We start from the raw sequence: 23974 nt of genomic DNA, 5'->3' as shown, positions 1-23974 counted from the left end.
TCTCTATTTCCAATGAGCGTTGGCATTTGTAGTATTCCCTACTTCTCATCACCCACCTCGGTTGGAGAGAGTTCCTGTGGAACTCCTCACTACACATCATTTTCTTACAGAAAACGACGAGCGTGGAAGGTAACAATTCCCCGAATTGTTACCTTAACCCACGCTCCCCTCCATCTCATAGGCAATCAGTCTGTTGAGTTCGACTGCGTATTCCATTGGGAGTTCTTTGGTGAATGGTTCAACAAAGCCCATGACAATCATCTCTGTAGCTTCGGATTCGGATAAGCCACGGCTCATGAGGTAGTAGAGTTGTTCTTCTGAGATTTTTGATACTTTAGCTTCGTGTTCGAGGGCCACCTGCGAGTTGTGGATTTCATTAAATGGAATGGTATCTGATTTGGAAATATCATCCATGATAATGGTGTCACATTCAATGTGGCTGATTGACTTGGCTGAGTTTTTGGCAAAGGTCACTTGTCCACGGTAGTTGACTTCCCCACCGCCACGGGCTATAGATTTGGATACGATAGAAGATGAAGTGCGTGGGGCGTTGTGAATCATCTTAGCACCGGTATCCTGGACTTGACCTTTATTGGCAAAGGCAATGGACAACATGGTTCCACGTGCCCCTTCGCCTTCTAGGTAAACCGCTGGATATTTCATGGTCGTTTTGGCACCAAGGTTGCCGTCAATCCACTCAACTGTGGCATTTTTCTCGGCACGGGCACGCTTGGTTACCAAGTTGTAGACGTTATCGGACCAGTTTTGAATGGTCGTATAACGCATATAAGCACCCTCGTGGGCAATGATTTCTACAATCGCTGCGTGGAGGCTGGCCGTTGAATAGGTCGGAGCGGTACAGCCTTCTACATAGTGAACACTTGCTCCTTCATCCACGATGATGAGGGTGCGTTCAAACTGACCTGTTCCTTCGTTGTTGATACGGAAATAGGTCTGAAGCGGAATATCTAATTTAACACCTTTTGGTACGTAGATGAAGGTTCCACCTGACCAAACCGCTGAGTTGAGGGCAGCTAGTTTATTGTCTGATGGCGGAACAAGTTTTCCAAAGTATTTTTTGAAGAGTTCTGGATGTTCCTTGAGGGCCGTGTCGGTATCTGTAAAGATAATGCCGTGCTTATCGTACTCTTCCTTCATGTTGTGGTAGACCACTTCTGATTCGTACTGGGCAGAGGCTCCTGCCAGGTAAGCACGCTCAGCTTCTGGAATACCGATGCGTTCAAAGGTTTCCTTGATTTTGTCCGGTACATCATCCCAGCTACGCGCTGGCTTATCCGACGGTTTTTGATAGTAAACAATGTCATCAAAATCCAGTTCAGACAGGTCAGCTCCCCAAGTCTGCATCGGCATTTTCTTGAAGGTTTCGTAGGATTTCAAACGGAATTCCAACATCCATTCAGGCTCGCCTTTGATACGGGACATTTGACGAATGACATCTTCGCTCAAACCCTTACCAGTCGAAGCCACCAGTTCCACATTTTCATCATGGAAACCGAATTTGTATTCCCCAAGATCAATCGGGGTTGGTTCAATTCTTTCTTCTGACATAATATAAGATACTAAGCCCAAAAAGTATGAGAATGCTGTTACGCTTTCCTCAAAGCTTGCTGGGCCTGTTCAATTCCAATCAGAAACTGAACAATCCTTTCTGTATGATTTTCATTTTATTTATTTGTTCATGCTCATTCAGCACTTTCATTTCGTTCGATCGTCTTCTTTAAGGCATTCCACGGTAATGTGGCACATTTGATTCGTTGGGGGAATTTGGCGACACCTGCAAGGAGGGAGGCATCTCCCAGTTCCTTCTGGCGTGTGTCCTCTTGCCCTTGGACCATTTGTGAGAAGATTTCTGCTAGTTCTTGAACCTGACTGATTTCTTTTCCAAGGACTGCTTCAGTCATCATGGAAGCCGAGGCGGTTGAAATGGTACAACCAACACCATCAAAGGCTATGTCAGATACCAAGCCATTTTCAAACTTGACCGATAATTCAATCACATCGCCACAGGTTGGGTTGTGGAGTTCCAACTTTTCCACTCCATCCAAACTTCCGCGGTGACGAGGTGACTTGGAGTGTTCAGATACAACTGCCATATACAGAGAATCTAATCTAGATAGGGCCATTGAAAAACTCCTTTGTCTTGATAATTGCCTCGACCAACTTATCACAGTCAGCCTTGGTATTGTAGATGTAAAAACTTGCCCGAACGGTAGCTGGTACCTGCAAATATCTGAGAAGCGGTTGGGCACAATGGTGGCCAGCCCGCACAGCAACACCTTCATAGTCCAGAGCAGTTGCCACATCGTGTGGATGCAAGTCGTCCAAGTTAAAGGCAATAACTCCCGTCCGCTTGGACAGGTCCTGACTACCATAAATGGTCAAGCCTGGAATAGCCTGCATTTTTGGAAAGACATAATTGACCAACTCTGCCTCGTGGGCCTGGATAGCGTCCATACCAATTTCGGTCAGGTAATCAATGGCTGCTCCCAGCCCAATGGCACCTGCAATATTGGGCGTTCCTGCCTCAAACTTCCAAGGTAATTCCTTCCAAGTGGCTGACTGCTCATAGACAAAGTCAATCATCTCACCGCCGAATTCAACAGGCGACATGAGATTGAGCAATTCTTCCTTGCCGTAGAGAACGCCAATTCCTGTCGGTCCCAACATTTTATGGCCTGAAAAGGCATAGAAATCCACGTCTAATTCTTGCACGTTGACGGCCATGTGGGGAACTGACTGTGCTCCGTCCACCACCAAGTAGGCACCTACTGCATGCACCAGCTCTGCTATTTCCCCAATAGGAGCCACACTGCCCAGGACATTGGACACATGAGCTAGAGAGACCAACTTGGTCTTTTCAGAGAGCATGGACTTGAGGCTAGCCACATCCAACTCGCCGTCTTTTAGAGGGACATAGCGGAGCTTGGCACCTGTTTGCTGACAGGCTTGCTGCCAAGGGATGATATTGGAGTGGTGCTCTTGGACCGAGATAATCACTTCCTGGTCTGGCTGGAGAATTTCTCTGGCAAACTGAGCTACCCAGTTAAGACCAGTGGTCGTTCCTCTGGTGAAGAGGATTTCCTTGCTAGACTTGGCCTGGATAAAATCAGCCACCTTCTGCCGAGCCGCCTCGTAGCGAGCCGTTGCTCGTTCCGAAAGGGTGTGAACGCCACGGTGGACATTGGCATTGTCCTTCTGGTAATAATCTGCCAACACATCTAATACTTGCTGCGGTTTTTGAGTGGTCGCCGCATTGTCCAAATAGACCAGCGGCTCGTCGTTAACAACTTGGTCTAGGATTGGAAAATCCTTGCGAATGCGTTCCAAATCCATATCTTATCTCTTTGTTAGTTTTTCTTCAATGACGGCAATCAGCTCGTCACGGACTTCCTTGACAGGGATTTCTGTGATGACGGCACCAAGGAAGCCACGAACAACCAAGCGTTCAGCTGTTGCACGGTCCAAACCGCGACTCATGAGATAGTACATATCCTCTGGGTCAACCTGTCCGATAGAGGCTGCGTGACCAGCTGTAACCTCATTCTCATCGATGAGGAGGATTGGATTGGCATCCGAACGTGCCTTATCGGATAGCATGAGAACACGGCTTTCCTGCTGGGCATCTGCACCCTTGGCACCACGGACAATGTGACCGATACCGTTAAAGGTCAGTGTTCCACTTTCGAGGATAACCCCATGTTGCAGGATGTGACCGACAGAATTATGACCGTAGTTAGTCACGCGCGTATCCACACCTTGGACCTGACGGCCTGATGAAAGACCAACAACCTTGAGGTTGGCATGGCTACCATTTCCTTTTAATTCGCTGTCCAAATCGGCAATCACATTTCCTTCGTTGAGAAGACCAATCGCCCAATCAATCGTTGCATCGTTTCCAAGATAACCACGGCGGTTGAGGTAGGTATCCAAGTGCTTGCCAAGGCGGTCAATGGCTGCAAACTTGATTTGGCTACCAGCAAGAGCAATCACTTCCACCATAATATTGGCTGAAGTCGCTTCTGCTCCATCACCAAGACTTTCAAAACGTTCTAGGTAATTAAACTTGGCATTTTTCCCAGCGATGATTAGAACACGTTTGTTAAAGGCAATCGGGCTAGTGCTATCTTGGTAGAAAAGTGCCTCAACTGGCTGGTCAATTTCAACGTTGTCAGGAACATAGAGAACCGCGGTTGCGTTGAAATAGGCTGTATTGTAGGCTGCCAATTTGTGTTCATCAAATGGAACTGCTACACCGAGGTATTTCTCAATGACATCAGGAATGACATCTAGAGCTGAAGCAAAGTCCGTAAAGACTACACCTTTTTCTACTAGGTCAGCGGGCAGTTGTTCTAGAACAGTTTGGCTGCCAACCTGGACCAACATAGGATTGTCACCGATAGCTGTAAAATCTGGAACAGCTCCGATTTCATCATTTGTAGCAAGGCTTCCATCACCTAGATTCCAACGGTGAAACTTGACCCGCTCGATAACTGGCAAGTCCAGCTCTGCTATTTTGTCAAAAGCCTTAAGACGCAGGTCTGTCAACCAAGTTGGTTCTGCCTGCAAGGCTGAAAATTCTTTAATCTTTTCTTTGGTCATAGCTTCCTCCAAAGACTTAAATGTCATCTTCTTTGTAGTCGATGCCAAGCTCAGCTGCGACTTGGACATAACCTTCTTTTTCCAAGCGTTGTGCCAATTCTGGTCCGCCTGAAAGCACGACACGGCCTTCCATCATGACATGGACAACATCAGGAGTGATGTAGTTGAGCAAGCGTTGGTAGTGGGTGATAATCATGGCACCAAAACCTTCACCACGCATAGCATTGATACCTTTTGATACAACTTTAAGGGCATCAATATCCAAACCTGAGTCAATCTCGTCAAGAAGAGCGAAAGTTGGCTCTAACATGAGCAACTGGAGAATTTCATTGCGTTTTTTCTCACCACCTGAGAAGCCTTCGTTGAGGTAACGCTCTGCCATTTCCTCTTTCATGTTGAGGAGTTCCATCTTTTCATCCAACTTGGTGATGAAATCGCGGACAGAAATCTTGTCTTCATCTTCCTTGCCAGCATTCATAGCAGCACGGAGGAACTCTGCATTAGTAATACCCGGGATTTCTGATGGATATTGCATGGCCAAGAAGAGTCCCATACGAGCACGCTCGTCCACTTCCAACTCCAAAATATTAACACCGTCAAAGAGAACTTCCCCTTGTGTTACTTCGTAGCTTGGATTACCCATGATAGCTGCGGAAAGGGTGGACTTGCCTGTTCCGTTTGGTCCCATGATGGCTGCAATTTCACCTGTTTTGAGGGTCAAATTGACACCTTTGAGGATTTCTTTACCTTCGATTTCAACATGAAGGTCTTTGATTTCTAATACTGACATCGTATACTCCTTTATTTATTATCTTTCTCATTATATCAAAAAAAGAGCCTAAGGGCTCTCTTCTTGTTTAGAAAGATTCTTATTTTCTTTTCTTGGCTTGTTGCTTACGAAGACAGCGCTTTTCCTTGCAATCCGCTATGCGTTCTTGGCGATAACTACTATTTCCAATGAATCGAAGGAGATTGAGTAGGGGCATGCGATTTTCACCAAAAATACCTATCAACTCACATAAGACCTCTACACCCAGACCCATGGTTAGAACCAAGAGAACACCGCCTAGACGACTGGAAACATTGAGCAAGAGCGAGGTTAAAGAAAATAGGAAGGAAATGGCATAGATAACTAAAACTGTACCACGATGAGTCAAGCCCAAAGATAGCAAACGATGGTGTAGATGCATCTTATCCGCCTCTGAAATTTTTTTTCCAGACAATTTTCGACGGATGATGGCTACAACCGTATCTGTAATTGGAACCCCCAAGATAATCATGGGGGTAACTACCGCAACTGCTGTTGAATTTTTCAATCCTTGGAGTGACAAAACTCCAATCATGAAACCAATAAAGAGAGCTCCGGTATCTCCCAGATAAATAATAGCTGGATTATAATTATAAGGTAGAAAGCCTATAATAGCCGCTACCAGAATAAAAATAGTCAGGGTCAAAAAGATATTGCTATCATGTAAGAAAAAGTAGGAAACAATTCCCATAGTCGTCAATGAAATGATAGACACGCCTGACACCAAACCATCCAGACCATCAATCAAGTTGACCGCATTAGTAATAGCCACAATCCACAAGACAGTTAAAAAGAAGGATAACCAGCTTGGAAAAATGAGTAAGGGCCCACCGAATGGGATCTTGAAGCTATCAAAATGGAATTCCGTAAAAAACCAGATCAGGGTTGCTGCAAGAACAATTCCAAACATCTTTGGAGCTGGACCCAACTCCTTCACATCATCAATATAGCCTGTAATGATGATAATAAGCGAGGATACAATCAAGGGCAAAATATAGTGCAGGTAGGTTCCATGATAATTAACATGGGTGACAATTCTCGGCAAAAAGACCAGGGCAGCCAAGGCAAAAGCTATGAAGATAGCCAAGCCTCCAGCCGATGGCATGGGCACCTTGTTGATTCTACGCGCGTTTGGATTATCCACTGCTCCAACCTTGAAGGATAGAAAACGCACCAAAGGAGTTGCTATCGCTGCTACAACCATGGTCGAAATGATGACCATTATATATTTTAAAGCAAAAGGCATCATAGCAAGGAAACCTTCCTAAGTTCCTCTAGGGCTGCAACTGGCAAGAGGGTCACCCCATGTTCCTGTAAGACAGGTCTAGTCAACTTAGTATCATTGGCAAATTCCAACATACGCGCCAAAAGATAGTCCGGGTAACGCTTAGAACGTTCCTCGATATTGATCAAGACAGTCATATAGTAATGACCGTCCATCTTATAGAGCTCTGACTCTTCGATAGGGTAATCTACTGTTCCTACAAAAGCCATCAGTTCATCCATGTTAGGAAAATCAAGGATATAGTAGATGTAGCCTTCTGACTCGCTCTCCTCAGCTTCTTCAGCTTTTTCAACTTCTTCCAAATGACGAACCGCATCCATATCTTTGCTACTTCTTTCCCGAACTGTCTGCTCCAAGCTCTTAAAAAACTCATCTGGACTCATGCTTGAAACATCCCCTAAATCAGACAAATCTGCGAACTCGTCAAAATTCAAATTCTGATCCAAGTCCGACTTGGTCACAAAAATATCCACCCGATCTGGCTTAGGAGTCACACGAAAACTAAGCATACCACTTTCACGGAAGGTTAAGGGCAACTCTAATTCATCCAAAACTGTATAGAAAAAATCCTCTGTCTTTTCTTGTGGAATTAAGAAGTCGGCCAATTCCATCCCTCTCTCTTCCAAATCATCCATTTGAATAGTGATTTTCAAGGTTGAATCACTAATTTGTTTTACTTTCATACTTACCTCTTATTGATGAACAGCTCTCGAAAAATTTACCATTCATTTTCAATTCTCATACATATCTCTTTCCATTATACTAAATGACCGCTTGAAAGACAAAAGAAAAGCAGGTCCCCCTGCTCTTAAAATAAAAATGTGATAAAGGAATAGACTAGCAGAATCGCTCCCAAGATAATGCGATAGTAGCCAAATACGGTGAAATCATTTTTCTTAACAAAGTCCGTCAAGAAGCGAATCACCACCAAGGAAACAAGATAGGCTGTCAGACTGGCAACCAAGAGAATGAGACCTTGCTCCAGGTTTAAACTGTTTCCATCCAAGAAATACTTGACCGCCTTTAGACCACTATAACCAAACATGGTCGGGATTCCAAGGAAAAAGGTAAAGTCAGCAGCAACTGTCCGACTAGTCCCCAGGATAATCGCACCTAGAATAGTCGCACCAGAACGACTAGTTCCTGGAACAATACTCAAAACCTGAAAGCAACCGATTAAGAAGGCCGTCTTATAAGACATTTTAGCCAAATCTGTCACCTGTGGCTCTACATCCCGATTACGATTTTCAATCCAGATAAAGGCAATACCATAAACAATCAAGGCAATGGCAATGGGCACCATAAAGTTAAAATGGGCTTCAAACCAACTATCCAATGGAACAGCTATTAGAATAGAAGGCAGGCAGGCTATGACAACCTTTGCCCACAATTGCCAGGTCAACTGAATCTCACGCTTGGTTTTACCCGGCTGGAAGGGGTTTAATTTTTTGAAATAGATGGTCATAACAGCAAGGATGGCTCCCAACTGGATGACGATATTGAACATTTCTACAAAACTAGCACTTTGGTTGAGCTTCATAAACTCTTGAACCAAAATCAAATGCCCTGTTGAAGAAACAGGCAACCACTCTGTCACCCCTTCAACAATCCCTAAAAAAACAGCTTTTAATAATTCGAGTAACATACTACACTCCTTTATATCAAGTCTTATTATTATACCATAAAAAAAACTTCCTTTCATGGTACAAGGAGATTGAAATTTGTCAGAATTTTTAATAAAATGGAATAATATTATTTATTAAGGAGACATTATGAAACATAAACTTAGTATATTTCTGCTAACACTGATTGCTGTTTTTTCCATGGCAACCGGTGTTAAAGCAGATGAATACCTCCGGGTAGGAATGGAAGCAGCCTACGCTCCATTTAACTGGACCCAAGAGGATAACAGTAACGGAGCAGTTCCGATTGAAGGAACCAACCAATTTGCCAACGGTTACGATGTCCAGATTGCAAAAAAAATCGCAGCATCTATGGATAAAGAGTTGCTAGTTGTTAAAACCAAGTGGGAAGGTCTGGTTCCTGCCCTTACTTCTGGCAAGATTGACATGATTATCGCTGGTATGAGCCCAACCGAAGAACGTAAGAAAGAAATTGCTTTCTCAGACAGCTACTATACATCTATTCCAACCTTGGTTGTTCGCTCAGACAGCCAGTATGCTAAGGCGACTAGTTTGGCTGAATTTGCTGGGGCAAAAATCACTGCCCAGCAAGGTGTCTACCTCTACGACTTAATCGACCAAATCCAAGGAGCAGACAAACAAACTGCCATGGGAGATTTCTCTCAAATCCGTCAAGCACTAGAAGCTGGTATTATTGATGCCTACGTTTCGGAGCGTCCAGAAGGTCGTACAGCCGAAGCAGCCAACAAGGCATTCAAGATGGTCGAATTAACGGATAATTTTGAAACCAATGCTGAGGACGTGACTATTGCTGTCGGTATGCGTAAAGACGATGCTCGCATCAGCCAGGTCAATGAAGTACTAGCTACTCTTTCGGAGAACGACCAAATTGCACTTATGGACAATATGATTGAAAACCAGCCTGTTGAAGAAGCCAGCGAAGGGGAAACACCAAGCTTCTTTGCACAAGTGTGGAATATCATCGTTAACAACTGGCAACAATTACTTCGTGGCACTGGAATGACCTTGCTGATTTCTATCTTAGGAACTGTCATCGGTACCCTTATTGGTCTTCTAATTGGTGTCTTCCGTACCGCTCCAAAAGCAGCCAACAAGGCTCTTGCTATCGGTCAAAAAGTTCTCGGTTGGTTGATCAATATCTATATCGAAGTGTTCCGTGGCACGCCAATGATTGTACAATCTATGGTTATCTACTACGGTACTGCCCAAGCCTTCGGTCTTAACCTTGACCGCACCCTGGCTGCCATCTTCATCGTATCCATCAATACCGGTGCCTACATGAGTGAAATTGTCCGCGGTGGTATCTTCGCCGTTGATAAGGGACAATTTGAAGCTGCAACAGCTCTTGGCTTTACCCACAACCAAACCATGCGCAAGATTGTTCTTCCGCAGGTTATCCGCAATATCTTGCCAGCAACTGGTAACGAGTTTGTCATCAACATCAAGGATACATCTGTATTGAACGTTATCTCCGTTGTGGAATTGTACTTCTCAGGAAATACTGTGGCGACACAAACCTACCAGTACTTCCAAACCTTTACCGTCATTGCCATCATTTACTTTATCTTGACCTTCACTGTGACCCGCATCTTGCGCGCAGTTGAAAAACGCTTTGACACAGACACCTATACAACTGGTGCCAACCAAATGCAAATCGAGGTGCCTCATGACTAATAATGTAATTCTTGAAATTAAAAACCTAAAGAAATCCTATGGACAAAACCAGGTCCTAAAGGACATTTCTGTGACAGTTGAAAAAGGGGAAGTGATTTCCATCATCGGTTCTTCGGGGTCTGGAAAATCAACCTTCCTCCGTTCCATCAACCTCTTGGAAACACCAACCGAAGGACAAATCCTCTACCACGGTCAAGACGTCTTGGCCAAAGGCTATGATTTGACCACCTATCGCGAAAAACTAGGCATGGTTTTCCAGTCCTTCAACCTCTTTAACAACCTCAATGTCTTGGAAAATGCCATCGTAGCACAAACCACTGTATTGAAACGCGATCGTGCAGAGGCTGAGAAAATCGCCAAAGAAAACCTCAACAAGGTCGGTATGACTGAGCAATACTGGCAGGCCAAACCAAGCCAACTCTCTGGTGGTCAAAAACAGCGTGTTGCCATTGCCCGTGCTCTGTCTGTAGATCCCGAAGTTATTCTCTTTGATGAACCAACTTCTGCTCTAGACCCAGAAATGGTCGGTGAAGTACTCAAAACCATGCAGGATTTGGCCAAGTCTGGTCTAACCATGGTGATTGTTACTCACGAAATGGAATTTGCCCGCGATGTTTCTGATCGTGTTATCTTCATGGATAAGGGTGTCATCGCCGAAGAAGGCACACCTCAACAAATCTTTGAAAACCCACAAGAAGAACGCACCCGCGAATTCCTGCAACGTTTCCTTGGATAAACACCTCACTTACCAGCATTCACCTGCTGGTAAGTTTTTTTGTAACAAAAAAGAGAAGACCTGACGTCTTCTCATCAAATTGTCTAAATACTAAGATTTAGATTAGTTTTCAAATTTCTTGTGGTTTTTGTCGTAAAAGTCAATCAACCCCAAGGCAGTCGCAAATGAAATGTTGTCAATTTTAGCGCGTCCTTGTGCAAGAGCGATAACTGACATCTCACGAGCATTTGTTTCCTTGCTGATACGGTAGCCAGTGATTTTCTTTTCGCGTACCCAGCCGACAACAGCGGCAACTTTTTCGTAACTAGTCATTAGGAACCCCTTTCCAATTTATTCGTGCAATTTAGTATAATACAAATTGCCTTGAATTGTCAAGTAAAATGTTCGGATTTTACTCAATTTTTAACCTGGAGAGCAGACAATATTTGTGTACGTACATCCTCCACTCCGCCAGCATTAGCTGGTAAAAAGATTGTTTGATTACCTCCTTGCGCAAAATTATTTAATGTATCCAAGTATTGGTTGGTCAATAAGATAGACATAATCTGCTCTTCTGTCATGCTGATGTTAGACTCTTTCAGTTCACGAATAGAGTCTGCTAGTCCGTCTACAATTGCCTTCCTTTGTTGGGCAATCCCCACACCGTGTAGGCGGTCTTTTTCAGCTTCTGCTTCAGCAGCAGTGACTATTTTAATCTTATCGGCTTCTGCCAATTCTTGGGCCGCAACCCGTTTCCGCTGAGCTGCGTTGATTTCATTCATTGATTGCTTAACCTCGGCATCTGGCTCAACCTTGGTAATCAAGGTCTTGACAATAACATAACCGTAGGTCGACATTTCTTCCGCCACCTGCTTTTGTACTTCAAGGGCTATTTCATCTTTCTTCTCGAAGAGTTCATCCAAGGTCAACTTCGGAACTGATGACCGCAAGGCATCTTCAATATAGGATTTAATCTGAGCCTCTGGATGCATGAGTTTGTAGTAGGCATCTGTGACATTATTTTCATTGACACGATACTGCGTAGCCACATTCATAGTCACGAAGACATTGTCCTGTGTTTTGGTTTCTACCACAATCTCACTCTGTAGCATCCGTAATTGGATACGGGCCGCAATCACATCTACACCAAAGGGGATTTTAAAGTTAATACCAGAGGTAGAAGTCTTTTGGTACTTCCCAAACCGCTCTACAATGGCAACTGTCTGCTGTTTGACCACATATAGCCCCGACACAACCAAAACCAAGGTAAGCAATACAACAAATAAGAAACTAATGATAAAAATAATTGAACCAAGAGCCATCATTTCCTCCTAAACAAGCATCTTATAGAGAGAATCATTCTCATGAAGATTGATATACTGAGGATCGAAATCTTCTAAGCGAGAAAGGAATTGGACGTAGTCTTCCTTATTGCCCAGGGCGATCCCGATCAAGACTGGACCTGTACCTTTATTGGCACGTTTGATGTACTCAAAGCGAGTAATATCATCATTTGGACCTAAAATATCATTTACAAATTCACGCAAGGCACCCGGTCGTTGCGGGAAATTCACTACAAAGTAATGTTTAATCCCTTCATAAATAAGGGCACGCTCTTCCATCTCCGGCATACGGTTAATGTCATTATTGCCACCTGAAATAATACAGCAGATAGTCTGCCCCTTAATCTTATCTTTGATGACTTCTAAAGCTGCCACAGTCGCTGCACCTGCTGGCTCAGCTACAATCCCGAGTTTTGAATAGAGGTCCAAAATGGTACCTGAAATCCAACCCTCATCAACACCAACCAACTTATCGACATGCTTGCGAGCCACTTCATAAGTTCTAGCACCAACCTTTTGAACGGCAATCCCATCCGCAAACTTATCAATGCTCGCCAATTTGATAGGACGTCCCTTATCAAAGGCTGCCTTCATAGAACGAGCCCCGTTAGCTTCAACGCCGATAATCTTGATTTCAGGCGCGTGTTCTTTGAGGTAGGCAGACACACCTGCAATCAAACCGCCGCCTCCCACTGGCACGAGGATTTGATCAAAACTAATGGTCTGTTCCTGGGCTTCTTCTATTATTTCATAAGCAACCGTTCCTTGACCCGCCTGAACATGGTCATCGTCAAAGGGATCGATAAAGGTCTTGCCACTCTCCGTAGTATAATCCTGTGCTGCCTGAGCAGATTCATCAAAAGTATCACCCACTAAACGAATATCTACATAGTCACCGCCAAAGAAACGAACCTGTCCAATCTTTTGCTGTGGTGTTGTAATAGGCATAAAGATGGTTGCTGGTATCTGCATTTCTTGACAAGTATAGGCAACACCTTGGGCATGGTTGCCGGCAGAAGCACAGACCACACCTAGCGCCTTTTTTTCATCGGATAATTGAGAAATGGCATAGTAGGCTCCTCGTATTTTAAATGAACGAACGCGTTGCTCATTCTCACGCTTGATATAGATGGTGGCTCCGTACTTTTCTGATAAGTAGCGACTGTAATCTAATGGCGTTCGAACGACAACTCTTTTTAAGACTTCGTAGGCCTGCTCTACATTTTTTGCTGTAATCATATTTGCACTAATTTCTTTCTATAATCATATTGTACCAGTATTTTCAAAATAATACTAACAATTATACGCATATTTAAAATAATATTATATATTTAGGTCAAATGCCGAACTTTTTAGCTATAGTATTCTTCCTTGAGTGGGTCAAAGTAACCTCTCTAATGATGGATCGAGTTACACTTAGACACAGGGATCCGAAGAAAGCAAATATTATCTATTGAAGGACTATAACATAAATAGACGGTCAAAAGAGCTGGCCCCACCAGCTCTTTAATATGTCTTGTCTACTAAACTTTTCCAAAACTCCCTAACTTCAAAATAGGATAGGGAAGCAAAAGCTTTTCCAACCACCTATTTCTAGGGGAACTGCTATAGATTGGAGATAAAGCTTGCGACAACAAGTGTCAATTAGACCCCCGGACTTGCCTCGCTTTCTCGTTTTCAGGCGAGGGCGTATGGTCGCTCTCACATTTCTAGGCGACCAGCTGAAAGAGTCTATCCCCAGACTCTTTCACTCCACTTCAACTGCCTCGCTTTCTCGTTTTTAGGCGAGGGCTAAAACAGTCCACTGGACTGTTTTAGTTATAAATCTTGAACGAATCGTCGTCGTTGCGGCTGACGAATGGCATTGCTTTGCGGAGTTCTGCTCCGACTTTTTCGATTTCAAGTCCTTCTGCTTCTTTGCGGTAAGCTTCCATGCGTGGACGACCAGCCTTGTAGTCGTTTACAAAGTCATTTGCGAATTTACCTGACTGGATATCCGCAAGAACTGCTTTCATGTTTTCTTTCACTTGGTCTGTAATCACGCGTGGACCTGATACATAGTCACCGAATTCAGCAGTGTTTGAAATAGACTGGCGCATTTTCTTGAAACCACCCTCGTAAACAAGGTCAACGATGAGTTTCATTTCATGGAGCACTTCGAAATAAGCCAATTCTGGTGCATAGCCAGCTTCTGTCAAAACTTCAAAACCAGCTTGCATAAGGGCTGTCAAGCCACCGCAGAGAACTGCTTGCTCACCAAACAAGTCTTCTTCTGTTTCTTCCTTGAAGGTTGTTTCCAAAAGACCTACACGAGCCGAACCAACGCCTTTTGCCCAGTCCATAGCGATGTGCTTGGCATTACCAGTTGCATCTTGGTAAACTGCGTAAAGGGCTGGTACACCAAAGCCTTCTTCAAAGGTACGGCGCACCAAGTGACCTGGACCTTTTGGTGCACACATGAAGACATCCACATCTGCTGGTACCTTGATAAATTCAAAGTGAACGTTGAAACCATGAGCGAAACCAAGGGCATTTCCTGCTTCCAAGTTTGGAGCGATTTCGTCATTGTAAAGGTCAGCCTGGATTTCATCTGGAGCCAAAATCATGATAACATCAGCTTGCTTAGCAGCCTCTGCTACTTCAAAGGTTTCAAAACCGTCTTCTTTAGCCTTGTCAAATGACTTACCAGCACGCACACCGATGATAACATCGTGCCCTGTATCACGCAAGTTTTGCGCATGGGCATGGCCTTGTGAACCATAACCGATAACGGCGATACGCTTGCCGTCAAGTGCTGCTACTGTTACATCTTTTTCATATTGCATTGCTACTGTCATAATCTTTTCTCATTTCTATTTTTTATTTGTAGTTTGGATACTCAAAGAAATTGAACGCTAGACTGGGCGAGGAAGGCGAGGATAGAACTAGAGTTCATCAAGCCAGCTCAACGCAGTATAGTGTTTGTTTTCGAAGAGCATTAATCTCTACTGAAACCAGTTGCTCCCGTCCTAGCGATATTCTTGATACCATAAGGCTGAATGACGCGCAGGAGGGCATCAATCTTATCTCCGTCACCGGTCATCTGAATGGTAATGGAATGGGGGGCCACATCAACAACGCTGGCCCGGAAAGGTTGGATAATGGCTAAAATTTCTGCCCGTTTAGCTGGTGGAGCAACAATCTTAACCAAGATCACTTCCCGTTCCAAGTGTGGAATATCCGTCAAATCGCGGACACGGACCACATCAATCAAGCGATTGAGTTGCTTGATGATTTGCTCCACTTCGTCCATGGTTGCCACATCGACAATCACTGTAACTCGGGAAATGCCATCTACTTCTGTCGGACCAACAGATATGGACTCAATATTGATTTGCCTACGAGATAGGACACCTGTAAAGCGGTTGAGGACGCCTGATGAATTTCGTAATTTTGCTGTTAACATTCTACGCATTGAACTTCACCCCCAACATCTCTGCATTGCTCTTGCCAGCTGGCACCATTGGTTGAACGTGTTCTGCTTTGGAAATATGCACTTCAATCAACATAGGCTTGTCTTCCAAAATAACTTTCATATCTTCAGCCAGGGTGACTGGATTGTCAAAACTGTAATGGGCAATTCCGTAGGCTTCCGCTAGCAGCTGGAAATTTGGCTCCGCATCAAAGACAGACTGGCTACGACGTTTGTCATAGAAGGACTCCTGCCACTGACGGACCATGCCGAGCGAGTGGTTGTTAATCAGAACCACCTTAATCGGTACACCATAGCCGTTGAGAATGGCTAATTCCTGGTTGGTCATCTGGAAACCACCGTCCCCAACAAAGCAGACAACTTCCCTGTCTGGATTGGCTAACTTGGCACCAATAGCTGCTGGAATACCGAAGCCCATGGTTCCCATGCCACCTGATGTCACCAACTGGCGGGCATGCTTATATGGATAGAATTGAGCAGCCCACATCTGGTGTTGACCAACATCCGTTACGACGATGGCGTCACCCTTTGTCAACTGACCAATTATCTCAATCGCTTGTTGCGGTTTGATGACAGTTTTATCTTCCTCATACCAGAACGGTGCTCTGCGTTTATTTTCTAAGACCTGAGCAGTCCAGTCAGCGTAATCTGTTTCTACTGGGTCCAGCTTGAGAAGAGCTTGCAGAGTTGCCTTGGCATCTCCCACGACAGGAATGGCTGTTTTCTTAACCTTACCAATTTCAGCTGGGTCGATATCAATATGGGCAACTAAGGCATTGGGTGCATAGGTGAGAGGATTACCTGTCAATCGGTCGTCAAAACGGGCACCGATATTGATAATGTAATCTGCATCATTCATGGCCATATTGGCTGCGTAGGAACCATGCATGCCACCCATACCTAATGCTAATTCATGATGGATAGGCATAGCTCCCAAACCAAGTAAGGTAGACACAACAGGGACCCGATAGCGTTCTGCAAAGGCAATCAGTTCCTGATTAGCATCCGCGTAGTTAACTCCTCCACCAGCAAGGATAACTGGCTGCTTGGACTGACTAAGCTGTTTCAATACTTTCTTGACCTGTAAACCATTTGGCTCAACTGTCGGTTGATAACTTGGGAGTTGAACAGTTGGATCGTGATAAAAATCAACTATTCTCTCTTGAATATCTTTTGGAACGTCAATGACAACCGGACCAGGGCGGCCAGTCGTCGCGATATGAAGTGCCTCTGTAATGACACGAGGAATATCGGCAGTATCTCGAATCTGATAATTATATTTAGTAATGGGCATGGTCATACCCAAGACATCGGCCTCTTGGAAGGCATCTTTACCAATCCCCCGTGTAGCTACTTGACCTGTAAAGACCAACAAGGGTACGCTATCACCCATAGCATCCGCAATACCTGTAATGGCATTCGTTGCGCCTGGACCAGATGTGACAATGGCTACGCCCACCTTTCCTGATGATTTGGCATAACCTTCTGCCTCGTGAACTGCCCCTTGTTCATGTCGCGCCAAAATATGTTGGATACCCTCATACTGATAAATAGCATCGTATAACGGCAAAACTGCGCCACCTGGATAACCAAAAATTAGGTCAACCCCCAGTTGATGCAAGGTGTCTAAGATTAGATAAGACCCTGAACGTGGTTGGTCTAATTGGAATTCTTGCACGAATATTCCTCCTCTCTGCAAGTGTGTTATCTACTATAATATCACAAGGAATTGGAATGTCAAGAAAACTTTCTGAAAATTCCTACATTTGTTCGGATTCTTAAAAATTCCCAAAAAAATTCTTAAAGCAAACTTAAGCTAATCGCAAGCCCCCTCTGGTTTTAGCTTGCTTTTAGGAAAGTCCCGTATAGTAGACTCATCAAGAAAAACAGACGAGGTTTATGATATGTATTATGTAGTGATACCGGCTTATCAGCCAGATGAAAAATTGATTCAACTCTTAGAAGTTATGAAAAATAGACTAAACTGCCAGGTCATTGTTGTAGATGATGGTAGTACAGACCAAGCAAGAAATATTCTTGAAATCGCCAAAACCTATGCCATTGTTCTCCACCATGATATCAACAAAGGAAAAGGACAAGCCTTGCGGACAGCCTTTAGCTTTATCCAAGATTTGAGAAAGCCTGGTGTCGTTGTTACCGCTGATGCAGATGGTCAACATGCTGTGAATGATATAGACCGTGTCGCACGCGCAGCCATGAACCTACCCAGTCGCCTCATCCTTGGTGTTCGTCAATTTACCAAAGATATTCCGCTCCGTAGCCGTTTCGGAAACAAACTAACCAGAGTCTTGTTCCGACTACAAACCGGTGTCAATGTATCCGATACACAAACAGGCTTGCGTGGTTTTCATACCGACTTAATTCCATTCATGTTAGAAATTGACGGCGACCGCTATGAGTACGAGATGAACATGTTAACTCAGGCATGTCAACGCTATAAAATCACGGAAGTTCCCATTCAAACTATTTATATCGATGATAATGCCAGTTCGCACTTTCGTCCCATAAAAGATGGACTACTCATTTACAAAAATCTCTTCAAATTTGCCTTGGCTTCCTTCGGTGGTTTCCTAGTCGACTATGGTATCTACGCCTTAGTATTGTTAGTGCTGACCGGACTACCAACTGCTGCACGCTTGTTAGCTGCTAACACCATTGCTCGCATCTGCAGTGCTAGCTGTAATTTTGTCCTCAATAAGAAATTAGTCTTTAAAAACAAAGAAAGCGTCGCACGAACAGGTGCTGGCTACTTTACTCTAGCTCTCATTCTCTTCCTAGCTGATACAGCTCTTCTTTATCTTTTCCATCAAATTCTTGGACTTAACCTCTACCTTGTCAAACTTGTGGTCGGAGTCTTCCTCTTCCTAGCCTCTTGGCTCATTCAAAAAAATATCATCTTTAAAGAAAGGAAATCATTTTCCCATGAAATTGCTTAAAAAACCCTTTGCCTACGCCACCATCTTTGGAATGCTGCTAACGAGTGGATTTTCCTACTCTATGTTGAAAACCTTTGTCCTGTCTGAAGCTATTTCCACCGTCGCGGCAAACAGCACTACTACAAGTAGTCAACCGACAGCAGAAACGACCACTTCATCAGCCACCACTGCCTCAACAGCTACCAACGTGACGACAACAGATACATCTTACTCTGATGATAATATCCAAGTTAACTTAGAAACTATCACTACCAACAACACAACTGTCTATGTGGCTGATATCCAGGTCAACTCTCCAGAGTATCTAAAGACAGCTCTAGCTCAAAATACCTACGGTACCAACGTAACGGCCAAAACTTCTGAAACCGCCGCTGCAAACAATGCTATCCTAGCAGTCAACGGTGACTATTACGGCGCCAACTCAACTGGTTATGTCATTAAAAACGGAGTCCTCTACCGTGACACTGTTCGTGACAATGCAGCTTACGGCGACTTGGCTATCTACGCCGACGGCTCATTTGAAATCATCTATGAAAATGAAATTACTGCTCAAGAATTGATTGACAAGGGTGTCGTCAACCTCTTAGCATTCGGTCCATCATTGGTAGAGAATGGTGAAATTGTCGTTGATACATCAACAGAAGTTGGTCGTGCCAAGTCATCCAATCCTCGTTCTGCTATCGGAATTATTGATGAAAACCACTACATCATCGTAGTCGCAGACGGACGTACCTCTGAAAGTCAAGGACTTTCTCTCTATCAAATGGCCGAGGTTATGAAGCAGTATGGTGCCAAAACAGCCTATAACCTTGACGGTGGCGGTTCATCAACCCTCTACTTCAACGGCCAAGTCATCAACAATCCAACAACAAACGGAAATACTATCTCAGAAAGGGCGGTAAGTGACATTGTCTACATCGGTTACTAATCAAACATCTACGCGTACTGCACGCACCTTCATTACCTACTTGGCTACAACAGCCTTCCTCTTTATCTTCAGCCGTATCTACGAAAGCCTTAGTTATGGCGAGGTTTCATTCTTCATGCATTATATGTTCTGTGTGACCCTGATTGGCGGAGCCTTGCTACTTGGTATGCTCACTCTAAAGCCAAACTTATCACGACTGACTTTTAATCTCTGGAATTCAGGTGTTGCCACCATTACAGCAGGCTTCCTGCTCCGTGGTATCATCAACCTGTCTGGTCGTTCAACCACCTTGGACCAACCCTATTGGTTTATCGGTGCAGGATTCTTAGTTCTTGCCTTGGTTAGCCTCTTCTTTACCGGAAATAAGAAAGCACAGCTCCGAGCAACTACTCAGTAACAAGAACAAACTAGAACAGCCTTTAAAACATCCAAGGCTGTTTTGTTTTATTTTTTGTAAAATTCAGAAATTTCACATCATTTAACAAATCCTTTTTCATATCCCTCATAACTATGGTATAATAAGGAAACTAATCACCAGAAAGATAGGGAGAAGAGAAATGACAGATAAAGATACACTCAAAAACCTCCGTCACCGTAGCTCTGTTTACGATTCGATGGTCAAATCACCCAACCGTGCTATGTTGCGTGCCACAGGCATGACCGACGACAGTTTTGAAAAACCGATTGTCGGGGTTATTTCGACCTGGGCAGAAAATACACCCTGTAACATCCACCTGCATGACTTTGGAAAACTAGCCAAAGAAGGCGTCAAAGAGGCAGGGGGCTGGCCTGTTCAATACGGCACCATCACCGTTGCAGACGGGATTGCCATGGGAACTCCTGGTATGCGTTTCTCCTTGACTTCCCGTGATATTATCGCTGACTCTATTGAAGCGGCTATGGGCGGTCATAACGTCGATGCCTTTGTTGCTATCGGAGGCTGTGATAAGAACATGCCTGGTTCCATGATTGCCATCGCCAACATGGACATCCCTGCTGTATTTGCCTATGGCGGAACCATTGCACCAGGAAATCTCAACGGTAAAGATATCGACCTTGTTTCAGTCTTTGAGGGAATCGGAAAATGGAACAATGGCGACTTGACGGCCGAAGAAGTCCGTCAAATCGAGTGTAACGCTTGCCCTGGACCTGGTGGCTGCGGCGGTATGTACACTGCCAATACCATGGCTACTGCCATTGAGGTAATGGGTATGTCTATTCCTGGCTCTTCCTCTCACCCTGCTGAATCTCCCGAGAAAAAAGCGGACATTGAAGAAGCTGGTCGTGCCGTTGTCCGCATGTTAGAACTGGGCATCAAGCCGTCTGACATTATGACTCGCGAAGCCTTTGAAGATGCTATCACTGTTACCATGGCACTCGGTGGCTCAACCAACGCTACTCTGCACTTACTAGCCATTGCCCATGCTGCCAACGTTGACTTGACCTTGGAAGATTTCAATGATTTCCAAGAACGCGTGCCCCACTTGGCAGACTTAAAACCATCTGGAAAATATGTTTTCCAAGATCTCTACAATGTCGGCGGTGTCCCTGCGGTTATGAAATACTTGCTCAAAAACGGCTTCCTCCATGGTGACCGCATCACCTGTACAGGTAAAACCGTTGCTGAAAACTTGGAAAACTTTGCAGATTTAACACCAGGTCAAGATGTCATCATGCCACTTGAAAATCCAAAACGTGCAGATGGCCCACTCATCATCCTCAAAGGTAACCTTGCTCCTGAAGGTGCCGTTGCCAAGGTTTCCGGTGTGAAAGTCCGTAACCATACTGGTCCAGCCAAAGTCTTTGATTCTGAAGAAGAGGCTATCGAGGCTGTTCTTTCTGACAATATCGTCGATGGCGATGTGGTTGTTGTCCGCTATGTTGGACCAAAAGGTGGTCCAGGTATGCCTGAAATGCTGTCCCTTTCTTCTATGATTGTCGGCAAAGGCCAAGGCGACAAGGTAGCCCTTCTGACAGACGGTCGATTCTCTGGTGGTACTTATGGTCTGGTTGTTGGTCACATCGCTCCTGAAGCCCAGGACGGCGGTCCAATCGCCTACCTCCGCACAGGAGATTTGGTGACGGTTGACCAGGATACCAAAGAAATCACCATGCACGTTTCTGACCAAGAAATTGAAGAACGCAAGAAAACGACGGTCATTCCACCGCTTTACTCTCGTGGCGTTCTCGGCAAATATGCCCACACTGTATCTTCTGCCTCTAAAGGAGCTGTTACCGACTTCTGGAGACCAGAACGCAGTGGGAAACAATCATAACATTACAAAACCCTGGCACTGCGACAGGGTTTTCACAAGGAGAAAAAATGAAACTAAACGTCGAACTATCCCGTTTCCGTGTCAAAGAAGGGAAGTCAGCTGTCGTTGACCAGTGGATGACCTTTCTCAATGACCGCATGGAAGACACCCTTCTCACTCTTGAAGGAGAGAAAATGTATGTCGAAACCATCTTCCGTGAAGTGCTGGACGGTCGTGAATACCTCTACTGGTACTCCGTCCAAGCAGAAGGCGGGATTGAGGTAGAACATTCCCAATCCTATATTGACAAAAAACACCTAGAATACTGGAATGAATGCATTGATTCCAGCTACGATATGGTGGATCTTGAACCTCAGGTTGTCATGATTCCCAAGCCGATTTATGAAACCATGGAAGAACTAAATAAACAATACGATGAAACATTTAAAAAATGAGCTGCTCTATGCAACTCATTTTCTTTTTATTTTGGACTGATACCTAGCGTAATCCGTCCAAGTCGGCTGATACGGGTCATTTTCCAAGCTGGTGACCAGACGATTTCGACCTGGGCATCCTCAATTCCCTCAATGGTTTTCAAGGCTGCTACCAATTCTCCTGGCATGGTATCCGCACAAGAACAACCAGCATCGGTAAAGGTCATAATGACCTTACAAAATCCATTCTCATCCAAATCAATTTCATAGACCAAGCCTAAATTATAGATATCCAATTCAATTTCCGGATCATAAATATTCTCCAGGACTTCGATCAATTGACTTGAAAGTGCAGCTGCTCGATCATTGATTTTTATATCATCTCTCATTGGAATTCTCAACTTTCTTGTTTTTATCATTTTCTCATATTTTTCATAATTTTTCAAGAAAATGTAGCTTAATTGTCTGAATATTCAAAAAGAAGCTCCAAAGAGCTTCTTGAAGTTTTCTGTCTAGAGAATTAGATCACTCTCATCTCCTTCGACTGACCTTCTCCAATCTGGAACACATACTTATGCCCTTGTGTCAGACTATGATAGAATCCCTCTCCTTCATAAACTTGGAAAATCTGCATGATCTTGCGACTTTCCTCGTCCTTGTAAACATGTTGAACATAAGGATTGTCCGCAAAGACCTTTTCCAAGAGATCTTGACTTGCTGGTCTAGCCTTTCCTTCAATTCGGATGACTTGAATAAGATAATCTTCCTCAGACAAGGCCGTGATAGCTAGGCGCTCATCCCCCATCAATTGATGGTAAAAATGAGTTTCCGAACCTGTCATAAAGAACACGCCATCCTCCGTCGCTGCTGTGATATGAATCGGTCTGGAATGAGGATTACCCGCCTCATCAACCGTCGCAAAAATCCCTACCTTCATTCCTTCCAAAATGTCCATGATATCTTTCAATTCCATAGCACACCTCCTAGACTTCTTTCTACCTTGATTATAGCAAATTCTAACAAGAAAGTTAAGAAAAAATACGGATCAATAAAACTGCTGTGAGTAAAATACACAAAGAAGATTATAAGAGCCTTTTTGAATGTAGAAAAAGTCCATATGACCAATAATGAAAAGCAACCGAACTCACACAAAAAGAGTTTATATCGGATAAAGCAAGAGTAAGGGAGGTAACTAAGACTCCTGAGCCTAGAAATAGTAAAGTGAAACTTTTGATACGCGGTCTATACCTTATCGATCCATGAAAAAGCACTGGCGCACTCTCCTAAAAGACAGCTGTAAACTGTCCCAGAATCACTTTCATTCCCGTACCTTTGGGCAAACCTTGCACAGAATGAGGTGGTTCAGAAGACACTGAATTTCTCAGAAGAACTGAAATTCTAGCATCAAGTCTACCAAATCCTTCTTTCCCATTTCCAAGAAAAAAACTTAGACTATTTCTTTAACCTCATCAAACAGGAAAATTCCTCAATTAACCCTATTTTCCAGACGGTATTCAAGACGTTTCTAAAAGATAAGGACAAGGTTTAAACGCATTGGAATTGCCTTATTCCAACGCAAAATTGGAATCTACTAATAATCTCATCAAAGTCATTAAACGAAATGCCTTTGTTTTAGGAAGATGAAAACTTTAAAAAACTGATTTTGATTGCCTTAAACATCAAAAATGAGAAAACGGACTTCGTTCTCTCTTAATGTTAGCTGACATCTTCCCACTACAGTTGACAAAGAGCCAAAAAAGCAAGGGCCTAAACCCTTGCTTATTTCATTCATATTCTTTTTATCAAGAAAGATTCCTCT

The 23974-nt window shown here is 44.0% G+C and carries 23 protein-coding genes and 1 pseudogene; 8 read left to right on the top strand and 16 right to left on the bottom strand.

Translation table 11 applies throughout. The annotated features are described in order from the left end of the window. Positions 1 to 153: 153 nt before the first annotated feature. From sufB to PW220_RS01585, 8 genes are all read right to left on the bottom strand, one after another. The gene (gene sufB, locus PW220_RS01620) at positions 154 to 1569 is read right to left on the bottom strand and encodes a Fe-S cluster assembly protein SufB (RefSeq protein ID WP_248054948.1); all 1416 of its coding nucleotides are present in this window, start codon (positions 1567 to 1569) and stop codon (positions 154 to 156) included. 134 nt (positions 1570 to 1703) lie between these two features. Beyond that, positions 1704 to 2144, bottom strand: a complete 441-nt coding sequence (gene sufU / locus PW220_RS01615) for a Fe-S cluster assembly sulfur transfer protein SufU (RefSeq protein WP_248054949.1) — start codon at positions 2142 to 2144, stop codon at positions 1704 to 1706. After that, the gene (locus PW220_RS01610) at positions 2131 to 3354 is read right to left on the bottom strand and encodes a cysteine desulfurase (protein ID WP_248054950.1); all 1224 of its coding nucleotides are present in this window, start codon (positions 3352 to 3354) and stop codon (positions 2131 to 2133) included. The genes sufU and PW220_RS01610 overlap by 14 nt, the downstream gene beginning before the upstream one ends. 3 nt (positions 3355 to 3357) lie before the next feature. Then, positions 3358 to 4620, bottom strand: coding sequence for a Fe-S cluster assembly protein SufD (gene sufD / locus PW220_RS01605; RefSeq protein WP_248054951.1), 1263 nt, complete (start codon positions 4618 to 4620; stop codon positions 3358 to 3360). Positions 4621 to 4636: 16 nt separating this feature from the next. After that, complete coding sequence (gene sufC, locus PW220_RS01600) at positions 4637 to 5410, bottom strand: Fe-S cluster assembly ATPase SufC (RefSeq protein ID WP_024376584.1); 774 nt, start codon at positions 5408 to 5410, stop codon at positions 4637 to 4639. Positions 5411 to 5489: 79 nt separating this feature from the next. Beyond that, complete coding sequence (locus tag PW220_RS01595; protein WP_172084501.1) at positions 5490 to 6677, bottom strand: glycosyltransferase family 4 protein; 1188 nt, start codon at positions 6675 to 6677, stop codon at positions 5490 to 5492. Next, positions 6674 to 7396: an adaptor protein MecA gene (gene mecA / locus PW220_RS01590; RefSeq protein WP_172084504.1), complete on the bottom strand. Its 723-nt coding sequence runs from the start codon at positions 7394 to 7396 to the stop codon at positions 6674 to 6676. Before mecA ends, PW220_RS01595 begins: the two co-directional genes overlap by 4 nt. Positions 7397 to 7521: 125 nt before the next feature. Continuing rightward, positions 7522 to 8358, bottom strand: coding sequence for an undecaprenyl-diphosphate phosphatase (locus tag PW220_RS01585; RefSeq protein ID WP_248054952.1), 837 nt, complete (start codon positions 8356 to 8358; stop codon positions 7522 to 7524). A gap of 127 nt (positions 8359 to 8485) precedes the next feature. Between PW220_RS01585 and PW220_RS01580 the strand changes: the two genes are divergently transcribed. Then, positions 8486 to 10051: an ABC transporter substrate-binding protein/permease gene (locus PW220_RS01580; protein WP_248054953.1), complete on the top strand. Its 1566-nt coding sequence runs from the start codon at positions 8486 to 8488 to the stop codon at positions 10049 to 10051. Further along, complete coding sequence (locus PW220_RS01575; RefSeq protein ID WP_248033052.1) at positions 10044 to 10787, top strand: amino acid ABC transporter ATP-binding protein; 744 nt, start codon at positions 10044 to 10046, stop codon at positions 10785 to 10787. Before PW220_RS01580 ends, PW220_RS01575 begins: the two co-directional genes overlap by 8 nt. A gap of 102 nt (positions 10788 to 10889) precedes the next feature. Here PW220_RS01575 and PW220_RS01570 read toward each other — a convergent pair whose 3' ends face one another. The 6 genes from PW220_RS01570 to PW220_RS01545 all read right to left on the bottom strand — a co-directional run bounded on the left by PW220_RS01570 (position 10890) and on the right by PW220_RS01545 (position 17259). Then, complete coding sequence (locus tag PW220_RS01570) at positions 10890 to 11099, bottom strand: capsule biosynthesis transcriptional regulator (RefSeq protein ID WP_009910800.1); 210 nt, start codon at positions 11097 to 11099, stop codon at positions 10890 to 10892. Positions 11100 to 11182: 83 nt separating this feature from the next. Beyond that, positions 11183 to 12088 (bottom strand): SPFH domain-containing protein, encoded by a 906-nt coding sequence (locus PW220_RS01565; RefSeq protein WP_248050480.1) that lies wholly within the window; start codon positions 12086 to 12088, stop codon positions 11183 to 11185. A 9-nt stretch (positions 12089 to 12097) separates the two neighbouring features. Next, a complete protein-coding gene (gene ilvA / locus PW220_RS01560) occupies positions 12098 to 13348 on the bottom strand; it encodes a threonine ammonia-lyase IlvA (protein WP_172091256.1) in 1251 nt (416 codons plus the stop codon). A 575-nt stretch (positions 13349 to 13923) separates the two neighbouring features. Then, the gene (gene ilvC, locus PW220_RS01555) at positions 13924 to 14946 is read right to left on the bottom strand and encodes a ketol-acid reductoisomerase (protein ID WP_105125207.1); all 1023 of its coding nucleotides are present in this window, start codon (positions 14944 to 14946) and stop codon (positions 13924 to 13926) included. 140 nt (positions 14947 to 15086) lie between these two features. Then, positions 15087 to 15563, bottom strand: coding sequence for an acetolactate synthase small subunit (gene ilvN, locus PW220_RS01550; protein WP_105125208.1), 477 nt, complete (start codon positions 15561 to 15563; stop codon positions 15087 to 15089). Continuing rightward, on the bottom strand, positions 15556 to 17259 hold the full coding sequence (locus PW220_RS01545; protein WP_248054954.1) for an acetolactate synthase large subunit: 1704 nt from the start codon (positions 17257 to 17259) through the stop codon (positions 15556 to 15558). The genes ilvN and PW220_RS01545 overlap by 8 nt, the downstream gene beginning before the upstream one ends. Positions 17260 to 17485: 226 nt before the next feature. On the opposite strand from PW220_RS01545, the gene PW220_RS01540 reads away from it, so the two are divergent. From PW220_RS01540 to PW220_RS01520, 5 genes are all read left to right on the top strand, one after another. After that, positions 17486 to 18538, top strand: coding sequence for a glycosyltransferase (locus tag PW220_RS01540; protein WP_248054955.1), 1053 nt, complete (start codon positions 17486 to 17488; stop codon positions 18536 to 18538). Next, positions 18525 to 19466 (top strand): phosphodiester glycosidase family protein, encoded by a 942-nt coding sequence (locus tag PW220_RS01535; RefSeq protein ID WP_248054956.1) that lies wholly within the window; start codon positions 18525 to 18527, stop codon positions 19464 to 19466. The genes PW220_RS01540 and PW220_RS01535 overlap by 14 nt, the downstream gene beginning before the upstream one ends. Further along, positions 19441 to 19863 (top strand): hypothetical protein, encoded by a 423-nt coding sequence (locus PW220_RS01530; protein ID WP_248054957.1) that lies wholly within the window; start codon positions 19441 to 19443, stop codon positions 19861 to 19863. The genes PW220_RS01535 and PW220_RS01530 overlap by 26 nt, the downstream gene beginning before the upstream one ends. Positions 19864 to 20023: 160 nt before the next feature. After that, a complete protein-coding gene (gene ilvD / locus PW220_RS01525) occupies positions 20024 to 21742 on the top strand; it encodes a dihydroxy-acid dehydratase (RefSeq protein ID WP_248054958.1) in 1719 nt (572 codons plus the stop codon). 47 nt (positions 21743 to 21789) lie between these two features. Then, positions 21790 to 22176 (top strand): DUF6176 family protein, encoded by a 387-nt coding sequence (locus tag PW220_RS01520; RefSeq protein WP_248054959.1) that lies wholly within the window; start codon positions 21790 to 21792, stop codon positions 22174 to 22176. A gap of 26 nt (positions 22177 to 22202) precedes the next feature. On the opposite strand, the gene PW220_RS01515 is transcribed toward PW220_RS01520, so the two are convergent. Next, the gene (locus tag PW220_RS01515; protein WP_172080562.1) at positions 22203 to 22544 is read right to left on the bottom strand and encodes a metal-sulfur cluster assembly factor; all 342 of its coding nucleotides are present in this window, start codon (positions 22542 to 22544) and stop codon (positions 22203 to 22205) included. A gap of 131 nt (positions 22545 to 22675) precedes the next feature. Then, positions 22676 to 23128 carry a pyridoxamine 5'-phosphate oxidase family protein gene (locus tag PW220_RS01510; RefSeq protein WP_248054960.1) on the bottom strand — a complete coding sequence of 151 codons (453 nt, stop codon included), beginning with the start codon at positions 23126 to 23128 and terminating at the stop codon, positions 22676 to 22678. 250 nt (positions 23129 to 23378) lie between these two features. Here PW220_RS01510 and PW220_RS01505 point away from each other — a divergent pair. Beyond that, positions 23379 to 23869, top strand: a pseudogene (locus PW220_RS01505) (transposase); the annotation flags it as partial. Positions 23870 to 23974 lie beyond the last annotated feature (105 nt).

Source organism: Streptococcus sp. 29892, from assembly GCF_032594935.1.
Classification (GTDB): Bacteria; Bacillota; Bacilli; order Lactobacillales; family Streptococcaceae; genus Streptococcus; species Streptococcus hyiners.
The sequence above is the reverse complement of the archived record's forward strand: the minus strand, read 5'-3'. Positions and strand labels throughout refer to the sequence as shown.

What these genes read in the sequence shown, in the direction of transcription:
- sufB (WP_248054948.1), bottom strand. Translation starts at nt 1,569, where the DNA reads ATGTCAGAAGAAAGAATTGAACCAACCCCGATTGATCTTGGGGAATAC.
- sufU (WP_248054949.1), bottom strand. Translation starts at nt 2,144, where the DNA reads ATGGCCCTATCTAGATTAGATTCTCTGTATATGGCAGTTGTATCTGAA.
- PW220_RS01610 (WP_248054950.1), bottom strand. Translation starts at nt 3,354, where the DNA reads ATGGATTTGGAACGCATTCGCAAGGATTTTCCAATCCTAGACCAAGTT.
- sufD (WP_248054951.1), bottom strand. Translation starts at nt 4,620, where the DNA reads ATGACCAAAGAAAAGATTAAAGAATTTTCAGCCTTGCAGGCAGAACCA.
- sufC (WP_024376584.1), bottom strand. Translation starts at nt 5,410, where the DNA reads ATGTCAGTATTAGAAATCAAAGACCTTCATGTTGAAATCGAAGGTAAA.
- PW220_RS01595 (WP_172084501.1), bottom strand. Translation starts at nt 6,677, where the DNA reads ATGATGCCTTTTGCTTTAAAATATATAATGGTCATCATTTCGACCATG.
- mecA (WP_172084504.1), bottom strand. Translation starts at nt 7,396, where the DNA reads ATGAAAGTAAAACAAATTAGTGATTCAACCTTGAAAATCACTATTCAA.
- PW220_RS01585 (WP_248054952.1), bottom strand. Translation starts at nt 8,358, where the DNA reads ATGTTACTCGAATTATTAAAAGCTGTTTTTTTAGGGATTGTTGAAGGG.
- PW220_RS01580 (WP_248054953.1), top strand. Translation starts at nt 8,486, where the DNA reads ATGAAACATAAACTTAGTATATTTCTGCTAACACTGATTGCTGTTTTT.
- PW220_RS01575 (WP_248033052.1), top strand. Translation starts at nt 10,044, where the DNA reads ATGACTAATAATGTAATTCTTGAAATTAAAAACCTAAAGAAATCCTAT.
- PW220_RS01570 (WP_009910800.1), bottom strand. Translation starts at nt 11,099, where the DNA reads ATGACTAGTTACGAAAAAGTTGCCGCTGTTGTCGGCTGGGTACGCGAA.
- PW220_RS01565 (WP_248050480.1), bottom strand. Translation starts at nt 12,088, where the DNA reads ATGGCTCTTGGTTCAATTATTTTTATCATTAGTTTCTTATTTGTTGTA.
- ilvA (WP_172091256.1), bottom strand. Translation starts at nt 13,348, where the DNA reads ATGATTACAGCAAAAAATGTAGAGCAGGCCTACGAAGTCTTAAAAAGA.
- ilvC (WP_105125207.1), bottom strand. Translation starts at nt 14,946, where the DNA reads ATGACAGTAGCAATGCAATATGAAAAAGATGTAACAGTAGCAGCACTT.
- ilvN (WP_105125208.1), bottom strand. Translation starts at nt 15,563, where the DNA reads ATGCGTAGAATGTTAACAGCAAAATTACGAAATTCATCAGGCGTCCTC.
- PW220_RS01540 (WP_248054955.1), top strand. Translation starts at nt 17,486, where the DNA reads ATGTATTATGTAGTGATACCGGCTTATCAGCCAGATGAAAAATTGATT.
- PW220_RS01535 (WP_248054956.1), top strand. Translation starts at nt 18,525, where the DNA reads ATGAAATTGCTTAAAAAACCCTTTGCCTACGCCACCATCTTTGGAATG.
- ilvD (WP_248054958.1), top strand. Translation starts at nt 20,024, where the DNA reads ATGACAGATAAAGATACACTCAAAAACCTCCGTCACCGTAGCTCTGTT.
- PW220_RS01520 (WP_248054959.1), top strand. Translation starts at nt 21,790, where the DNA reads ATGAAACTAAACGTCGAACTATCCCGTTTCCGTGTCAAAGAAGGGAAG.
- PW220_RS01515 (WP_172080562.1), bottom strand. Translation starts at nt 22,544, where the DNA reads ATGAGAGATGATATAAAAATCAATGATCGAGCAGCTGCACTTTCAAGT.
- PW220_RS01510 (WP_248054960.1), bottom strand. Translation starts at nt 23,128, where the DNA reads ATGGAATTGAAAGATATCATGGACATTTTGGAAGGAATGAAGGTAGGG.